Consider the following 18,452-nt stretch of genomic DNA (forward strand, 5'->3'; position numbering starts at 1 on the left):
CTTTACCAAATTATTCATGAGCGCACACAGAACTTTACACAGCAAATTAACGCTAGGAGGCTTATTAATTACATTAGGAATTATATATGGTGATATTGGTACTTCGCCATTGTACGTAATGAAAGCCATTTTAGGAACTCACACTATCAATGCAGATGAAGTTTTAGGAGGAATATCAGCCGTATTTTGGACGCTGACATTACAAACTACCATCAAATATGTTATTATTACTTTAAATGCCGATAACCACGGCGAAGGTGGAATTTTTGCCTTATATGCTTTAGTCAAAAAAACCAAAATCAGATGGCTCATTGTTCCCGCCATCATTGGAGGTAGTGCCTTACTGGCCGATGGAATCATCACTCCTCCAGTATCAGTATCCTCAGCCGTAGAAGGAATTAGAACGTATTATCCTGAAATAAATACGGTACCTATTGTTATCGGAATCTTGTTTGTACTTTTCACCATACAACAATTTGGAACAAAATTAGTGGGGAAATTTTTTGCCCCAATGATGTTTATCTGGTTCAGTATGCTGGGAATATTAGGTGTCATTCAAATAGCAAAACACCCCGAAGTTTTTAAAGCATTCAATCCTTATTATGCTTATCATTTACTGACCATTCATCCGGACGGTTTTTTTGTACTGGGATTTGTTTTTTTATGTACCACTGGAGCCGAAGCCCTTTATTCAGACATGGGACATTGCGGAAGAAAAAACATCCGCATCAGCTGGCTTTTTGTTAAATCAACTTTAGTCTTAAACTATTTTGGACAAGGAGCTTACCTTATTACTAACGAAGGAGAAACATTGCAAAGTTTAGGCGGAAAAAACGGAAATCCTTTCTACTTAATAATGGACGACTGGTTTCAGCCATTTGGGATTGTCATTGCAACTACTGCGGCAGTAATTGCTTCTCAAGCCTTAATAAGCGGTTCGTTTACATTAATCAACGAAGCCATGCGATTGAATTTCTGGCCAAAAGTAAAAATCAATTACCCAACCGAATTACAGGGACAATTGTACATTCCGTCAATAAACTGGTTATTATTCCTTGGTTGTGTGGGAATCGTTCTGCATTTTGAAGAGTCCAGCAACATGGAACATGCTTATGGTTTAGCCATCATTTTATGTATGATCATGACCACTATTTTACTTAATTTTTATTTGATAATGAAAAGGGTAAAATTGTACTTTATGGTACCACTGATTACCATTTACCTATTAATCGAATTAAGTTTTTTAGCAGCTAATATTACCAAATTTGCCGACGGAGGTTATGTAACCTTAATTATTGCAATTGTTTTAATTTCGATAATGTCAATTTGGTTTACAGCCAAAAAAATTACCAAAAGCTATACTAAAATTGTAAAAGTTCAGGATTACATCAAAGTATTAAGCGAACTGAGTACCGACTTAACGATTCCAAAATACGCTACGCATTTAGTGTATATGACCAATGCCGGAAGAGTCGATGAAATTGAAGAAAAAGTAATGTATTCTATTCTTCAAAAAAGACCAAAACGAGCCGATATTTATTGGTTTGTACACGTAAATATCCTAACTGAACCTTATAAAACCGAATACCGAGTAACCGAAATACGCAAAGACGATTTGTATCGTGTTGATTTCAATCTGGGCTTTAGAGAGCCTACTAAAATCAATCTTTTATTCAAAGAAGTGATTAAAGACATGGTTAAAAATGGCGAAGTAGATATTAGAAGCCGTTATGAATCATTGAGCAAAAACAATATTATTGGCGACTTTAAATTTGTTCTTTCTGAGAAATTTTTATCGAATGACAATGACCTAAAATGGCACGAAAACATCATCATGAATTCGTATTTCCTGATTAAAAAACTAAGTTTATCCGAAGAAAGTGCTTTTGGATTAGACAGCAGTTCGGTGAAAATAGAAAAATTCCCAATGATTCTTCACACACCGGAAAACATGGACTTAACACGTTTAGAACCGAGAGAAATACATCTTTAGAAATTTACTCCTGTTAAAATACAAAAGCGATTGTGGAATATATTATTCTCAATCGCTTTTCTATTTTTATGACTATAGTTTCTAATAAATCAATTAAATTATTGACACACAGATTACACGGAGTTAAACAGATCACCACAGATTAAATAGATAAAATAAACATACAAAGATAGTTCGAAGCTCGTATCAAGGCATTCTTTTTGCTTCCGAAGCCTTATTTTACTGGTCGGAGCATAAAATGAGATAAAATAAAGAAAATTTGCGTTTTGTAAGTTTGTAGCTATTATTTTCTATATTTGGAAAAAAGATAAAACGTAGTAAAGTTTCGATAATCTACCCTATTTTAGGTGTATAGGCGCTACTTTATAGCGTATATATACAAGTTGGCAGTAATTCAGCCGAAGAAACGGAAATTTACAGCCTAAAATAACGTTGGAAATTAAAATTTATAAACATTGCAAAAAATAGAATCTAAAAAATCGTTCTCGAATATGATAAAATTTATTGAAAAACATAGAGTTGTAATGATATTCTGCATATCAACACTTTATATTTTACTTTATAAATTGTGGTTTATGAATTATTCTGAAATATTTAATCTAGCATTTGAAATCGGTGATATATTCTACAATATTTCTATAGCATTAATGACATCCACCATTTTTTATTATTACATAGTTTATTTAAAAGAAGAGAGTTCTAAGAAAAAAGTTGAAGCAGTCATAAATAATAGATTATTACATCTTGAAGCAATGAGTTCTATTATTTATAAAGATATTTGTTTAAAATCGACATATCAAAATATCCCTAAAGAATTACCCGATTTTACAGTTTTCACAGCTATTTGTTCAAATATAAAATTGAGAGACTTACCATCTCCTTACTGGAACGGGAATATGATTCAATTTAATAATTGGTTTGAGTACTTTCAATACACGTTCTTATTAGACAAAAGCAATATCGATTTACTTTTCAATTATTCTCAATTTATTAATGAAGAAACTTTAGCTAAATTTAATAATGTAATGCATACAACATTTCATTCAGGAATTACACAATACCAAGGTAGTAATGAACCATATGCAAATGAACTTTCTGCATTAGCAGGCGCATTATTAAACTATTTGAATATCTTGGATTCATTTAAACAAAATAGTTGGAAATAAAAAAGAACTACTACCAACACTTGCTACAAGAGATTTGGGCATTTGGCTTAATTTAAATATGGTTTTGTATTTGGGAGATTTGGCAAATCCGAATAATGGGCTTAATTTAGTCCCAAACCCGCTTTAGCGCGAGAACATTAGGTACGTACTAGTTAACATAAAATCAGACAAATAAAAACAATATATGAATAAAAAAACACAACATTCAATTTACGATATTATTGATTATTTGTATGGTATACTGCTTCTTATAATTGGATTTGCTATCTTTTGTCTTCTTCATATGTTAAGAATAAAAATTCTGTCATATTTTGAATTTAATCTTTTTTTATATTATCTGTCGGCTGTAATTTTTTTTGGAGTTTTTATGGCTTGTATTATGGTATTTCGTTTCTTTCATAATATCCTTAAAGAAAAGTATTTTAGTAAATTTGAAAAATATAGAAAACCTACGTATAGCGAAATATATGGAGAAGACTATCCAGAGCCAATTTTTTCAGACTTTAATTTAACACAAGAAGAATATATTGAATTATTGAGAAGTGATAAAAAAAATCCCAAAGTCAAAGCATATAAAAATTCATTGAAAATTTATCAGAAAATAAACAATGAAAAATGGCTGAAATCTGAATAAAATTATACGAAACAATCCAGCCCCCAGCTAGCGCAAGCGTCACGCTTGTGCCCACAAAGAAAAATTAAACACTGACAGCGAGGATTTCCAACTCGTACCCGCACAATGAATGATTAACTTTGTCGAGTTACTGGCTGAGATTGCTTCGTTCCTCCCAAGCTAGCGCGAGCGTCACGCTCGTGCACACATCGAAAATAAAAAAACACAGGAACGGGTACGAGCGTGACGCTCGCACTAGCAAAAGGCTCGTATTTAACAGAAACCCGATAGTGCGAATTTACAATCCGTACCCGCTACAATGATCAACTTTGTCGAGTTACTAGTAGAGATTCCTCATTCTTCGCAATGACAATATTGTGTAAAAATCAATCGCTCAGAAATACGCAAAGCTTAGCAACATTATAAACAAAAAAAAAGCTCCAAATTGGAGCTTTTTTAATATACAAATCCCATTTTATTGGAATTTGGAATTTTATTTATTGAGATTTTAAAACCTTTATTTACTCAAGTACATTTTTCTTCTGGAGTACAATTCATAGAATTGATCGTCTTTCAAGTCTTCAATAAACAAGATGCTTTCACCTGTAGATTTCATTTCAGGTCCTAAAGCTTTGTTTACATTCGGGAATTTACTGAAAGAGAATACCGGTTGTTTGATTGCAAATCCGTTTAATTGTGGGTTGAAATCAAAGTCAGTTACTTTATTGTGTCCTAACATTACTTTAGTAGCATAGTTCACATAAGGCTCACCGTAAGCTTTTGCGATAAAAGGAACCGTACGGGAAGCTCTAGGATTCGCTTCGATAATGTAAACCGTATCGTCTTTGATAGCAAACTGGATGTTGATTAAACCAACTGTTTTCAAAGCTACAGCAATTTTCTGTGTATGATCTTTGATTTGTTGCATTACAAACTCCCCTAAGTTAAATGGAGGCAATGTCGCATTAGAATCTCCTGAGTGAACTCCACAAGGCTCAATGTGCTCCATAATTCCGATGATATAAACATTACCATCAGCGTCACAAATTGCATCAGCTTCCGCTTCGATAGCTCCATCAAGATAGTGATCTAAAAGCAATTTGTTCCCCGGAATTGTTTTTAGCAAGTTCACAACATGTTCTTCTAATTCCTGCTTGTTGATTACAATTTTCATTCCCTGACCACCTAATACATAAGAAGGACGAATCAATAATGGGAAATCCAGTTGATCAGCTAAAGCCGAAGCTTCATCTGCTGTTTCAGCAATTCCGAATTTAGGGAAAGGAATCTTCAAGTCAGTCAATAAATCAGAGAAACGACCTCTGTCTTCCGCTAAATCCAGTGCATCAAAACTAGTTCCGATGATTTTTACACCATATTTAGATAATTTCTCAGCTAATTTCAAGGCTGTTTGTCCTCCTAACTGAACGATAACACCTTCAGGTTTTTCGTGTTGGATGATATCATAAATATGCTCCCAGAATACCGGTTCGAAGTATAATTTATCAGCTGTATCAAAATCAGTCGAAACCGTTTCAGGGTTACAGTTGATCATGATAGTTTCGTAACCACATTCTTTAGAAGCCAAAACTCCGTGAACACAAGAATAATCAAACTCAATTCCTTGTCCAATACGGTTTGGTCCTGAACCTAAAACAATGATTTTCTTTCTGTCAGTAACAACACTTTCGTTATCTACATAACGGCTTCCGTCGGCTTTTTCAATTTCAGCCTCAAAAGTCGAGTAGTAATATGGTGTTTTAGCTTTAAACTCAGCCGCACAGGTATCAACCAATTTGAAAACACGACTAATGTTCATTGTCATACGCAAAGCGTGTACTTCACTTTCCATACATCCCATCATGTGCGCAATTTGTCTGTCGGCAAAACCTTTTTGTTTCGCTTCAAGCAACAATTCTTTTGGCAAAGTAGCAACTGTATATTTAGCAATTTCTTTCTCAAGTGTATGTAATTCTTCGTATTGTTTCAGGAACCACATATCGATTTTAGTAATTTCGTGGATACGGCTCAATGGAATTCCCATTGCGATAGCATCATAAATTACAAAAACACGATCCCAACTTGCATAAGTTAATTTTTCAATGATTTGCTCGTAGTTAGTATAACCTTTTCCGTCAGCTCCTAAACCATTTCTCTTGATTTCCAATGATTGAGTCGCTTTGTGTAAAGCTTCCTGGAACGAACGTCCAATACCCATTACCTCACCTACTGATTTCATTTGAAGTCCCAAAGTTCTGTCTGAACCTTCAAATTTATCGAAGTTCCAACGTGGGATTTTCACAATCACATAATCCAATGTTGGCTCAAACAAAGCAGAAGTTGATTTTGTAATTTGGTTTTGTAATTCGTCTAAGTTGTAACCTAAAGCTAATTTAGAAGCGATTTTAGCAATTGGGTAACCTGTAGCTTTAGAAGCCAATGCTGATGAACGGGATACACGAGGGTTGATTTCAATCGCTACGATATCTTCTTTTTCATCCGGTGAAACGGCAAACTGTACGTTACATCCTCCGGCAAAGTTACCGATACTACGCATCATCAGGATAGCGTAATCACGTAATTTTTGGAAAGTAGTATCCGACAATGTCATCGCTGGCGCTACTGTAATCGAATCTCCCGTATGGATTCCCATTGGGTCCATATTTTCGATAGAACAGATAATTACAACATTATCATTTTTATCTCTTAAAAGCTCTAATTCGTATTCTTTCCATCCCATCAAAGCTTTGTCAATCAAAACTTCGTGAATTGGTGAGGCTTCAAGACCAGCTGTTAATAAACGGTCAAAATCTTCCGGCTTGTAAACTATAGCAGCTCCGGTTCCTCCAAGAGTAAATGAAGGACGAATTACTAATGGGAAACCAAATTCCTGAGCAATTTCTTTTCCTCTTAAATAAGAAGTACAAATTTCAGCAGGAGCTGTAGGCACTCCGATTTTCTTTAAAAGGTCTTTAAACTGATCTCTGTCTTCAGTAATATTAATAGCATTTACATCAACACCAATCAATCGTACTCCAAAATCGTCCCAAATTCCTTTTTCCTGAGCCTCTAAACACAAGTTAAGAGCTGTTTGTCCTCCCATTGTAGGCAATACAGCATCAATTTGCGGATGCTCTTTTAGGATTTCAATGATCGATTTAGTAGTTAAAGGCTTCAAATAAATATGATCCGCCATAGAAGGGTCGGTCATAATTGTAGCAGGGTTCGAATTGATTAGGATAACCTCAATTCCTTCTTCACGAATAGAACGTGCTGATTGTGATCCTGCGTAATCAAATTCGCAAGCTTGACCAATAACGATAGGACCTGAACCTATAATTAAAACTGATTTTATTGAAGTGTCTTTTGGCATTATGATGTAATTATTGTTTTTTCAAGTTTTTTTTATTTCTCATTCTTAATTTCAAAATGATGCAACTCACTATAAATCTTAAGTTTGAGTTTTATTTCTGACAAGGTATAAAAAAGGGCGGTACTAAAAAAAGTAACGCCCTTATTGATGTTTATACAAACATTATTTTTTGTGTCTAGGTTCGCTAGAAACAGTTAATTTATGTCTTCCTTTAGCTCTTCTACGCGCAAGAACTTTTCTTCCATTTGCAGAAGCCATTCTGTCCATAAATCCGTGTTTATTTCTTCTTTTTCTTTTCGATGGTTGAAACGTTCTTTTGCTCATTGCTTTGTATCTTTAAATCTTATTATTGGTATCTTTTATTTTTTGTTGTGGTGGCTATTTCTAAACCGAGTGCAAATATACAAAGACTTTTTTTTCTGGCAAGAAGTTTTATAAAAATATTTTTAATTCCTTTTACTATATTTGCAAACACAAATTATATACCCATCATGTTAAACAAGAATATCAAACTTATTATTGCCGGACTTATCGTAATTACAAGCATTTGGCAATTCACAGAGAACAATATCGGAAACGGAATCTTCTTACTATTACTTACTGTAATCCCGGTTTTTCTTTATTATAGAAACGAATTCATCTTATTGGCTTTCTTAAAACTAAGAAAACAGGATTTTGAAGGTGCTCAAAAATGGCTTTCACATATTAAAAATCCTGAATCAGCATTAATCAGAAAGCAACAAGGATACTTTAATTACCTTCACGGAATTATGCTTTCGCAAACAAATATCAATCAGTCTGAGAAATATTTCAAAAAAGCAATCGAATTAGGTCTGTCTATGGATATGGATTTGGCTGTAGCCAAATTAAACCTAGCTGGAATTGCTTTGTCACGCAGAAGAAAATTAGAAGCTACTAATTTGATCAGCGAAGTAAAAAAACTGGACAAACAAGGAATGTTGAAAGAACAAATCGCAATGATGAAAGAACAAATGAAGAAAATCTAAATTTTTCTAAAATAACAATACTAAAAATCCAAATTCCAAAAGAGTTTGGATTTTTTTATCAGTAAGAAAACCACATAACCACAATCAATAAAAATTGGAATTTGGAATTTCTCCATTGGAATTTTTTCCTAGAATAATATTAGCCAAATTAGCATTAAACCATCGGTACTTCGTATAAATCATCACATGCGTCCCGCCTGCTACAACAATACAGTTTTTTATATTTTTGACCGGAAACACCTCATCTCTGCTTCCATGAATATGAATCACTTTTTCATTAGCTACCGGGCAATTCCACAACAACACCTTTTCAAATGCCCATTTTAAATAACGCTCATCCCGCACCGAAAGAAATTTTTCATACAGCTGCATTTTGTGCTTCGTTTTCTCTCCTGAAATCAATTGCACTAACTTAACAAAACCCAACAGCAAACTAATTGGCACCAACTTATACAGTTTTGTTTTTTTGATAAATTGCAATCTTTTTGGCAATTCTAAATTGGTTTTTATACTCGAAATAATAATCAACTTTCTAACTGAAATATGTTTTGCCATTTCCTGAACTAAAATCCCCCCAAAAGAAACCCCAATTAAAACCGGATTTTCTTCTTTTATTTTTAACACCAATCGCTTTGCATAATCCTCCAGCGATTCCTCTTTTTCCGGAATTTCCCATTCTAAATAATAAACATCAAAAAGAGTTTCATCCAGCTTAATCCTTTCAAAAATTAAAGGATTCGCTGCCAGTCCGGGCATAAAATACACAGGGATTTTACTCATAATTGGATTTCAAATTTCATTTTACTAAAAAAACTAATTTAAAGTTTTTTACAAAGCCCACCTAATAAGAAAATATTCTTTTATCACAATGATACAAAATGAGAACCCAAAAACATTTTATTTTGATTATCAAATACTTAACTTTGCATTTCCCAATTCCTTTATTAAATCCCCAATAAAAGACATTCGCTTTTACAAAATGAGTATTTCTCAAAAACACCGTTGCACACAATTCTTTTTAACCGGAATTAAAAACAAATAAAAAATTATGGAAACAATTGCATCTCCCGAAATCAAAGACAATACTTTTGCCAGACAATTTGAAACCACAACCCCGGAAGGAATAATCACTGTCGAATATTCTATACAGGAAAGAAAAATATTCCTCACCAAAATAAACACTCCTGAAACATTCAACAACGAAAAATTCATTGACAATCTAATCAAAACCATTTTAGAAAATGCCATTGAACAACGTTTAAAAGTGGTTCCTACCTACCCCAGAATTGTGCAGTTTTTCAAAAAAAACATTTCCTACAAAGAATTACTTCCTCCCGGAATTAGAATTTAATCTGCATATAAAACCAATAAAAAAGGCATAAGAATCAACTTACACCTTTATACAATTTATTTCAGAAAAATTATTTTTCTATTTCTTTCATGCTATCCATTTTCTTGTGAGCTAAGAAACCGGTAATATCCTCAAAATGTTCCACTACTCTTTTGTTTCCAAATTCGAAAACTTTAGTCGCCAATCCATCAAGGAAATCACGGTCGTGAGAAACAAGGATTAAAGTTCCGTCAAAATCACGTAAGGCGTCTTTAATAATATCCTTAGTTTTCATATCCAGGTGATTTGAAGGCTCATCCAAAATCAATAAGTTTACCGGTTCCAACAATAATTTAATCATTGCCAATCGGGTTTTCTCACCTCCGGAAAGCACTTTTACCTTCTTAGTAATATCATCACCCTGAAACATAAAGGCTCCTAAAATATTTTTGATTTGGGTTCTGATATCTCCCACCGCAATACTATCAATCGTTTCAAAAATAGTTGCATTTTCATCTAACAACGAAGCCTGATTTTGTGCAAAATACCCAATTTGCGCATTATGACCAATTTCTAAACTTCCACCATCAATCCCTATTTCTTTCATGATAGCCTTAATCATAGTCGATTTTCCTTCCCCATTTTTACCTACAAAGGCTACTTTTTGTCCTCTTTCGATAACAATATTAGCATCTTTAAACACTACATGATCTCCATAAGATTTAGCCAAATCTTTAACCACAACAGGATACTGACCTGAACGGGCTGCAGGCGGAAATTTCAATCGCAAAGCCGAAGTATCTACTTCATCAACCTGAACAATTTCCAATTTCTCCAACATTCTGACACGCGACTGAACCGCATCAGTCTTAGAAAAAGTCCCTTTAAAACGCTCGATAAAAGCACGGTTGTCGGCAATCATTTTTTGTTGCTCATCATAAGCTTTTTGCTGATGAATTCTACGGTCTTTACGCAATTCTAAATAATGAGAATATTTCGCCTTATAATCATAAATTCTCCCCATCGTAACCTCAATAGTACGATTGGTAATATTATCAACAAAAGCCCTGTCGTGAGAAATCACCACAACCGCCTTAGCAGAATTAATTAGAAAATCCTCTAACCATTGAATACTTTCAATATCCATGTGGTTGGTAGGCTCATCCAGCAAAATCAAATCCGGTTTGCGTAATAAAATTTTAGCTAATTCTATTCGCATTCTCCATCCTCCTGAAAACTCCGATGTTTGACGTATAAAATCTTCACTAACAAACCCCAATCCTTTCAAAACTTTTTCTACTTCCGCCTCATAATTCACCTCTTCGATAGCGTAGAATTTCTCACTTAAATCCGAAACACGCTCGATTAATTTCATATAATCGTCGCTTTCATAATCCGTACGAATGGTCAATTGCTCATTGATTTCGTCAATTTCGGCCTTCATTTTAAAAACTTCAGAGAAAGCTTTCGAAGCTTCTTCCATTACCGTAGCACCATCAACAGTCAATAAATGCTGTGGCAAATAAGCAATAACCGCATCTTTAGGAGCCGAAATACTTCCTGTTGAAGGCTTAGAATTTCCGGCTATAATTTTCAGTAAAGTTGATTTTCCCGCACCATTTTTACCCATTAGGGCTATTTTATCATTCTCATTGATAGCAAAAGAAACATCGCTAAAAAGTGTTGTCCCACCAAATTGAACCGAAATATCATTAATTGTAATCATTATATAAAGTTAGAAGTTGGGAGTTTGAAGTTAGAAGATTCAAAGTCCTAAAAATTTTAAAAGTGCAAAGATAAATTAATTAAAGAATTAGACAATTGTAATTTAACTTTCTAAAAAACTAAAAACCGCAAATTCACTAATTAAAAAATTTGCGAATTTGCGGTTAAATTATTTTCGAATTTCATTATTCAATTATTCTTTTCTCCACTTTTTAGTTTCCTCAAAAACATGCTCTAAAATAGCAGCTTCTTTTTCATCAAATTCAATATTCCTTCTTCCCATGACCAATTTAGCCGTTTCAAAAGCTTTTTTAGTTACATAAATTGTAAAACCTGCAGCTCCTCCCCAGGAAAAACTTGGAACAAAATTACGCGGAAAGCCACTTCCAAAGATATTCGAACTCACCCCAACAACTGTCCCGGTATTAAACATGGTATTGATCCCGCATTTACTGTGATCCCCCATCATTAACCCGCAAAACTGCAACCCCGTTTTAGCAAAACCTTCGGTTTCGTAACTCCACAATCGCACTTCGTCATAGTTATTTTTCAAATTCGAATTATTACTATCAGCTCCTATATTACACCATTCTCCTAAAACCGAATTCCCTAAAAACCCTTCATGTCCTTTATTCGAATACCCAAATAAAACCGAATTATTGATTTCACCCCCAATTTTAGAATAAGTTCCAACTGTTGTAGCTCCATAAACTTTGGCTCCCATTTTAACAACAGCACCTTCACACAATGCAAAAGGTCCGCGAATTAAAGAACCTTCCATTATCAAAGTATCCTTTCCTATATATATGGGTCCGGTTGAAGCATTTAAAGTTACAAATTCCAATTGCGCTCCTTCTTCAATAAAAACATTCTCAGATGAAATAACATTGACACTTTGTGGAATTGGTTGCGATTTTCTGTCTTCGGTTAAAAACTCAAAATCTTCACGAATAGCAGCGTCATTTTTAGAAAAAATATCCCAGGTATTCATCACCGTCAAACAATCCTCGTTGTATTCGATAATTTCGTAATTGTCAAAATCAACCTCTTCCTGACTGTCATTTGTAAAAAAAGCAATTACTTCTTCTCCCTTAAAAATTGCCTGATTGGGTTCTAAATTAGAAACCATTTCAGCCAAAACATCATTTGGCAAAAAAGAAGCATTAATCATTACATTTTCCTCTAATTCCACCATTGGATATTTAGCAGATAAATATTCTTCGGTTAAAGTAGTGATGGTAGAACCCAAATACCTTTCCCATTTTTGGCGAATAGTCATAATTCCAATCAAAATATCCGCTACGGGGCGTGTAAAAGTAAATGGCAACAAAGCGTTACGGGCCGGACCATCAAAAAGTATATAATTCATAGAGTTTTCTTTTTATTAATTGCGGTTTCTTACAAAAACCGATGCCAAAGTTACAAAGTTTTCAAAGAGATAAAAATAAAAAAGCCTTCCAAATGGAAGGCTTAATCTATTATTTAAAAACAAATTAAAATTATTTAATGTGTTTAGCGTATTTAGTTTTGAATTTATCAATACGTCCTGCAGTATCGATAAGTTTAGATTTACCTGTGTAAAAAGGGTGAGAAGTTCTAGAGATCTCCATTTTTACAACTGGATATTCTACACCTTCGTGTACAATTGTTTCTTTAGTTTCTGCTGTAGATTTAGTGATAAAAACGTCGTCATTAGACATGTCTTTAAAAGCAACTAATCTGTAATTTTCTGGGTGTACACCTTTTTTCATCTTGAATCTTTTTTATTTGTTTGGTTATAACTCATTTTGAAGCTTTCCTTTTCAGAAAAGGTATAAATTAATTATAACTTTTTATTTTTAACTATTATTTTGAGGATGCAAAAATACAATTATTTTTCAATAAACAAATGTTTATTTCTTTTTTTTATCCAAAGTGCTAAAAACAGTTTTTTACGCTCCAATATAGAGGGAATTACTATATTTGTTGCTCAATTGAAAGCATCGAACAATGATTCATGAAACTATCAAAAAAAACGGGATTACTTTTGGTATTATCACTGGTTTTACCTCTGTTTTAATTACCACTTTAATCTACACTATTGACTTAAATTTATTCACATCACCGTGGATTGGTTTTTTCAATTTAGCGCTGTATTTAATCATTGCCATTATATTATTGATAAAAACCAAAAAAGAACTTCAAGGTATTTTCAGCTTCAAAGACGCATTTACTACTTATTTTATTTCTGCTTTAATAGGAATCGCGATTTCAGTAATATTCAATATTATATTATTTAATCTTATCGACCCAGCTGCTAAAGACACTGTTAAAGAACTAACTATTAAATACATGATTACTGCAATGGAGAAATTCAATGCTCCGGCAGAAGGAATCAACAAGGCAATTGCAGATTTAAAAGAAAACGACCAATTCTCAGTCGCAGGACTCTTAAAAGGTTCTTTATCTAATATTGTTTTCTGCACTATTTTCGGATTAATTTTAGCTGCTTTCTTTAAAAGCAAACCCACATCACAAGCATAAAATCGATGAATTTATCTATCCTAATACCTCTTCTTAACGAAGAAGAATCTCTAAAAGAACTTTACAGCTGGATTATTAAAGTAATGCAGGAAAACCGTTATTCGTATGAAATTATTTTTCTGGATGACGGAAGTACAGATGATTCATGGTCTATCATTCAGGGCTTTGCTGCTGAAAACGCTCATGTAAAAGGAATCCGATTTATGAAAAATTTCGGAAAATCTCAGGCTTTACATGCTGGTTTTGCAAAAGCACAAGGTGATGTTATCATTACTATGGATGCCGACTTACAGGACAGTCCCGATGAAATTCCGGGATTATACGAAATGATTACCAAAGAAAAATTCGACTTGGTTTCCGGATGGAAAAAGAAACGTTATGACTCAGTTGTAGCTAAAAATCTTCCGTCAAAATTATTTAACTGGGCTGCCCGAAAAACTTCTGGTGTTGAATTGAATGATTTTAATTGCGGATTAAAAGCCTATAGAAATGTCGTTGTAAAAAACATTGAAGTTTCAGGTGAAATGCACCGATACATTCCGGTTTTAGCAAAAAATGCCGGATTTGGAAAAATTGGCGAAAAAGTAGTGCAACATCAGGCCAGAAAATACGGGGAGACTAAATTTGGTATGGAACGTTTTATCAACGGTTTCCTTGATTTAATTACCATCTGGTTCCTGTCCCGATTTGGAAAAAGACCTATGCACTTATTTGGAGCCATTGGTTCTTTGATGTTTATTATCGGTTTTTTATTGGCAGGATACATTGGTTTTTCCAAATTATATCACATGTACAACAACATGCGTTATAGCTTAGTAACTAACAATCCTTGGTTTTACATCGCATTAACAACAATGATATTAGGAACACAATTATTTTTAGCGGGGTTTTTAGGCGAAATTATTTTACGCACTAAAAACAACGAAGAGAGATATAAAATTTCTAATGAAATTAATTTCTTGTAATTAAAACTCATTATCAACACAATACAAATCTATTTATTTCTTATATTTCGAATAAAATAGTCGTTTTAAAACAACGCATTATAAAAAACTAAAAACAACTGATTATAAAAACTAGAATCTAAAAACGCGACAAAAAATGGAATTGAAACAAAACATTTTAGATGCTGTTAAAGAATGGCAAAGCCCTATATTTGATGCTACAACCCAAGAAGCTCTTAACAAATTAGTAGCTACTTCACCTAAAGAAGTCGAAGAAAGTTTCTACAAAAACCTTGAATTTGGAACTGGCGGAATGCGAGGGATTATGGGTGTAGGAAACAACCGAATCAACAAATACACACTTGGAAAAAGCACACAAGGACTTTCAAACTATCTAAAATCTGTTTTTCCTGACCAACCTATAAAAGCGGTTATTGCTTTTGACTGTCGTCATAACAGTAAATCACTGGCTAAAATTGTTGCCGATGTTTTCTCTGCCAATGAGATTCAGGTTTATTTATTCTCTGATTTAAGACCAACACCGGAATTATCTTTTGCATTGAGACATCTTGGTTGTCAATGCGGAATTGTTCTTACTGCTTCGCATAATCCACCGGAATACAACGGATATAAAGTTTACTGGCAAGACGGCGGACAAATTGTACCTCCTGAAGACGAAGCGATTATTAATGCTATCGAGAAATTGAATTATAACGAAATCAAATTTGACGCTAATGAAGATTTGATTCAGTATATTGACCAGGAAGTCGATCAGGCTTTCATCAAATCGACTGTTGAAAATGCTAGTTTTAACACACCGCAAGAAGCAAAAGACAATCTAAACATTGTTTTCACTTCTTTACACGGAACTTCGATTACTGTTACTCCTGAAACTCTGGCTCAGGCAGGTTACAAAAACGTACAAATTGTTAAAGAACAAGAAGTTCCAAACGGAGATTTCCCAACTGTAAAATCTCCTAATCCTGAAGAACCGGAAGCCTTAACTTTAGCTCTGGAACTTGCTGACAAAACCAACGCCGATATTGTTATTGGTACGGATCCGGATTGTGATCGTTTAGGAATTGCCGTTAGAAATAACGAAGGCAAAATGACTTTGCTAAACGGAAACCAAACGATGATTTTAATGACTGCCTTTTTATTGGAAAAATGGAAACAAGCGGGTAAAATCAACGGAAAACAATTTGTAGGCTCTACGATTGTTTCTACTCCTATGATTATGGAATTGGCTTCTGCTTATGGTGTTCAGTTTAAAGTAGGATTAACCGGATTCAAATGGATTGCCAAAATGATTAAAGATTTCCCCGAACTACAATTCATTGGTGGTGGTGAAGAAAGTTTTGGATACATGGTAGGTGATGCTGTTCGTGACAAAGATGCGGTTGCAGCAACTTTATTAATTTGCGAAGTTGCCGCTCAGGCAAAAGCTAACGGTAGCACGGTTTACAAAGAATTACTAAATCTTTATGTTGACCACGGATTCTACAAAGAATATTTGGTTTCATTGACTAAAAAAGGAATGGAAGGCCTACAGGAAATCAACCAGATGATGATTGATTTAAGAGAAAATCCATTAAAAGAAATCAACAGTCAACGCGTGGTTATGATTGAAGATTACGATTCATCAATTGCTAAAAACTTACTTGATGGTTCCGAATCTACAATGGATATGCCAAAATCAAATGTATTGATTTATTACACTGAAGATGGTTCTAAAATTTGCGCCAGACCAAGTGGAACAGAACCAAAAATTAAATTCTACATCAGTGTAAACACTGAATTAGATGCTGTAGAAAACTTTAACGAAGTAGAAGCTTATTTAGATCAAAAAATTGCTGCTATAATTTCTGAAATGCAATTAAAGTAATGGATATCAACATAAAAAAACTAATTCCTTTTGTTTCAAATTATAAAAAACACATTTATCTAAATGTGTTTTTTAATATATTTTACGCATTGTTTTCCACTTTGCTGATGGTATCAATGATACCTACTCTGAATGTACTTTTTGGAATTGATAAAAAATTATACATAGAACCTCAATACGAAGGAATTGGAAGTCTTAAAAAATACAGCGGAGATTTCCTGAATTACCAAATGACAACACTTACTGACCTTTACGGATTCAAGATTATGTTATTATTTGTTATTTCAATTATCATCATTACCGCCTTTTTAAAAAACATCACCAATTATTTTGCTTCTTATCATGTTACCCGTTTAAGAACCGGTGTTTTGAGAGATTTAAGAAAAAAATTATATTCAACCATCATTAACTTACCTATATCCTACTATTCTGAGAAGAAAAAAGGAGACGTGATGGCTCGTATGCTGGGTGATATCAATGACGTTCAAAATTCCTTTTTTCAGGTTTTAGAATTGGTAGTAAAAGAACCATTGACTATCATTTTTTCGATTGCAACGATGTTCATCATCAGTCCAAAACTTTCATTGTTTGTTTTAGTATTTATTCCGGTGGCAGGAATTATCATTTCAAGAATTGGAAAAAACCTAAAAGCCAAATCCATAAAAGCTCAAAACGAAAATGGTATTTTTATTTCTATTTTAGACGAAACTCTGGGAGGATTAAAAGTGGTAAAAGGCTATAATGCCGAAGAATCTTTTATCGGAAAATTCAATAACTCGATTGATCGTCTCTTACATCTTTCGAATAGTATTGGAAACAAAAACAATTTAGCATCTCCTATGAGTGAGTTTTTAGGAATTGTAACCATTGCTGTTTTATTATGGTTTGGTGCCCAACTGGTTGTTGAAGATCACTCCATCACTTCGGCAACTTTCATTACTTATATCGCACTTGCCTATACCATCTTGACTCCGGCTAAGGCGGTTTCTAAAGCTTCGTATCAGGTAAAATCAGGATTAGCTGCCGCAGAAAGAGTCTTTACCTTAATGGAACAGGAAAACACTATTGTTGACGAGGCAAATGCAGTTGAAAAAGATACTTTTAACAATTCAATCAAACTGGAAAACATTAATTTCAGATACAAAAAAGAAAATGTTCTGAACAACTTTACACTGGAAATCCCAAAAGGAAAAACAGTAGCTTTGGTAGGCCAATCGGGTTCCGGAAAAAGTACGATTGCCAATTTACTGACCCGTTTTTATGATGTTAACGAAGGCAAAATCACCATCGATGGTCTTGACATCAAAGACGTTAAATTAAAATCCTTAAGAAGTTTAATGGGACTGGTTACTCAGGATTCGATTTTGTTTAACGACACCATCAAAGCCAACATTACTTTAGGAAAACCAGATGCAACCGACGAAGAAGTTATTGAAGCTTTAAAAATTGCCAATGCTTATGAATTTATAAAAGATTTACCTGAAGGAATCTACACTAATGTAGGCGATAGCGGAAACAAACTTTCCGGAGGTCAAAAACAACGTTTATCGATTGCACGTGCCGTTCTAAAAAACCCACCAATTATGATTCTGGACGAAGCCACATCAGCTTTGGACACCGAAAGTGAAAAATTTGTACAAGTGGCTTTGGAAAACATGATGCAAAACCGCACTTCTATTGTTATTGCCCACCGTCTTTCTACCATTCAAAAAGCCGATTTGATTGTTGTCATGCAAAAAGGAAAAATTGTTGAACAGGGAACCCACGAAGAATTAATTGCTTTAAACGGTACTTACAACAAATTAGTTTCGATGCAATCTTTTGAATAAATAATTAATAATTTAATATCATCTTGTTTTAGATTCAAAAAACGAATAATACCTTTATGAAACT

15 protein-coding genes are annotated in these 18,452 nt (G+C 33.8%); 9 read left to right on the forward strand and 6 right to left on the reverse strand.

Going from position 1 to position 18,452, the window contains the following annotated elements; genetic code table 11:
* The first annotated feature begins 16 nt into the window (after positions 1–16).
* From IEV84_RS08145 to IEV84_RS08155, 3 genes are all read left to right on the forward strand, one after another.
* Positions 17–1,993 (forward strand): KUP/HAK/KT family potassium transporter, encoded by a 1,977-nt coding sequence (locus tag IEV84_RS08145; RefSeq protein ID WP_188493970.1) that lies wholly within the window; start codon positions 17–19, stop codon positions 1,991–1,993.
* A gap of 575 nt (positions 1,994–2,568) precedes the next feature.
* A complete protein-coding gene (locus IEV84_RS08150; RefSeq protein WP_188493790.1) occupies positions 2,569–3,159 on the forward strand; it encodes a hypothetical protein in 591 nt (196 codons plus the stop codon).
* Between the two features lie 184 nt (positions 3,160–3,343).
* The gene (locus IEV84_RS08155) at positions 3,344–3,793 is read left to right on the forward strand and encodes a hypothetical protein (protein WP_188493791.1); all 450 of its coding nucleotides are present in this window, start codon (positions 3,344–3,346) and stop codon (positions 3,791–3,793) included.
* Positions 3,794–4,289: 496 nt separating this feature from the next.
* Here the strand turns inward: IEV84_RS08155 and carB are convergent, their stop codons facing one another.
* Positions 4,290–7,145, reverse strand: coding sequence for a carbamoyl-phosphate synthase large subunit (gene carB, locus IEV84_RS08160; RefSeq protein WP_188493792.1), 2,856 nt, complete (start codon positions 7,143–7,145; stop codon positions 4,290–4,292).
* A 162-nt stretch (positions 7,146–7,307) separates the two neighbouring features.
* Entirely contained in the window at positions 7,308–7,469 is a 162-nt protein-coding gene (rpmH, locus tag IEV84_RS08165; RefSeq protein ID WP_008464848.1) for a 50S ribosomal protein L34, read from the reverse strand.
* A 167-nt stretch (positions 7,470–7,636) separates the two neighbouring features.
* Here rpmH and IEV84_RS08170 point away from each other — a divergent pair, with 167 nt between their 5' ends.
* Positions 7,637–8,152, forward strand: a complete 516-nt coding sequence (locus tag IEV84_RS08170; RefSeq protein ID WP_188493793.1) for a DUF2892 domain-containing protein — start codon at positions 7,637–7,639, stop codon at positions 8,150–8,152.
* Positions 8,153–8,236: 84 nt separating this feature from the next.
* On the opposite strand, the gene IEV84_RS08175 is transcribed toward IEV84_RS08170, so the two are convergent.
* Positions 8,237–8,932 carry a lipase family protein gene (locus IEV84_RS08175; protein WP_188493794.1) on the reverse strand — a complete coding sequence of 232 codons (696 nt, stop codon included), beginning with the start codon at positions 8,930–8,932 and terminating at the stop codon, positions 8,237–8,239.
* Between the two features lie 268 nt (positions 8,933–9,200).
* On the opposite strand from IEV84_RS08175, the gene IEV84_RS08180 reads away from it, so the two are divergent.
* A complete protein-coding gene (locus IEV84_RS08180; protein WP_188493795.1) occupies positions 9,201–9,503 on the forward strand; it encodes a GNAT family N-acetyltransferase in 303 nt (100 codons plus the stop codon).
* Between the two features lie 70 nt (positions 9,504–9,573).
* Here the strand turns inward: IEV84_RS08180 and IEV84_RS08185 are convergent, their stop codons facing one another.
* From IEV84_RS08185 to IEV84_RS08195, 3 genes are all read right to left on the reverse strand, one after another.
* The gene (locus tag IEV84_RS08185; RefSeq protein WP_188493796.1) at positions 9,574–11,208 is read right to left on the reverse strand and encodes an ABC-F family ATP-binding cassette domain-containing protein; all 1,635 of its coding nucleotides are present in this window, start codon (positions 11,206–11,208) and stop codon (positions 9,574–9,576) included.
* Positions 11,209–11,400: 192 nt separating this feature from the next.
* Complete coding sequence (locus tag IEV84_RS08190; RefSeq protein WP_188493797.1) at positions 11,401–12,576, reverse strand: GlmU family protein; 1,176 nt, start codon at positions 12,574–12,576, stop codon at positions 11,401–11,403.
* Positions 12,577–12,706: 130 nt separating this feature from the next.
* Positions 12,707–12,958, reverse strand: a complete 252-nt coding sequence (locus tag IEV84_RS08195) for a type B 50S ribosomal protein L31 (protein ID WP_026714974.1) — start codon at positions 12,956–12,958, stop codon at positions 12,707–12,709.
* Between the two features lie 238 nt (positions 12,959–13,196).
* Between IEV84_RS08195 and IEV84_RS08200 the strand changes: the two genes are divergently transcribed.
* The 4 genes from IEV84_RS08200 to IEV84_RS08215 all read left to right on the forward strand — a co-directional run bounded on the left by IEV84_RS08200 (position 13,197) and on the right by IEV84_RS08215 (position 18,388).
* On the forward strand, positions 13,197–13,730 hold the full coding sequence (locus IEV84_RS08200; RefSeq protein WP_188493798.1) for a DUF4199 domain-containing protein: 534 nt from the start codon (positions 13,197–13,199) through the stop codon (positions 13,728–13,730).
* A gap of 5 nt (positions 13,731–13,735) precedes the next feature.
* Positions 13,736–14,695: a glycosyltransferase family 2 protein gene (locus tag IEV84_RS08205; RefSeq protein ID WP_188493799.1), complete on the forward strand. Its 960-nt coding sequence runs from the start codon at positions 13,736–13,738 to the stop codon at positions 14,693–14,695.
* A gap of 136 nt (positions 14,696–14,831) precedes the next feature.
* Positions 14,832–16,559, forward strand: a complete 1,728-nt coding sequence (locus IEV84_RS08210) for a phospho-sugar mutase (protein ID WP_188493800.1) — start codon at positions 14,832–14,834, stop codon at positions 16,557–16,559.
* Positions 16,559–18,388, forward strand: coding sequence for an ABC transporter ATP-binding protein (locus IEV84_RS08215; protein ID WP_188493801.1), 1,830 nt, complete (start codon positions 16,559–16,561; stop codon positions 18,386–18,388). The genes IEV84_RS08210 and IEV84_RS08215 overlap by 1 nt, the downstream gene beginning before the upstream one ends.
* Positions 18,389–18,452: the final 64 nt, after the last annotated feature.

The organism is Flavobacterium palustre (assembly GCF_014639535.1).
In the GTDB taxonomy this organism is placed as follows: Bacteria; Bacteroidota; Bacteroidia; order Flavobacteriales; family Flavobacteriaceae; genus Flavobacterium; species Flavobacterium palustre.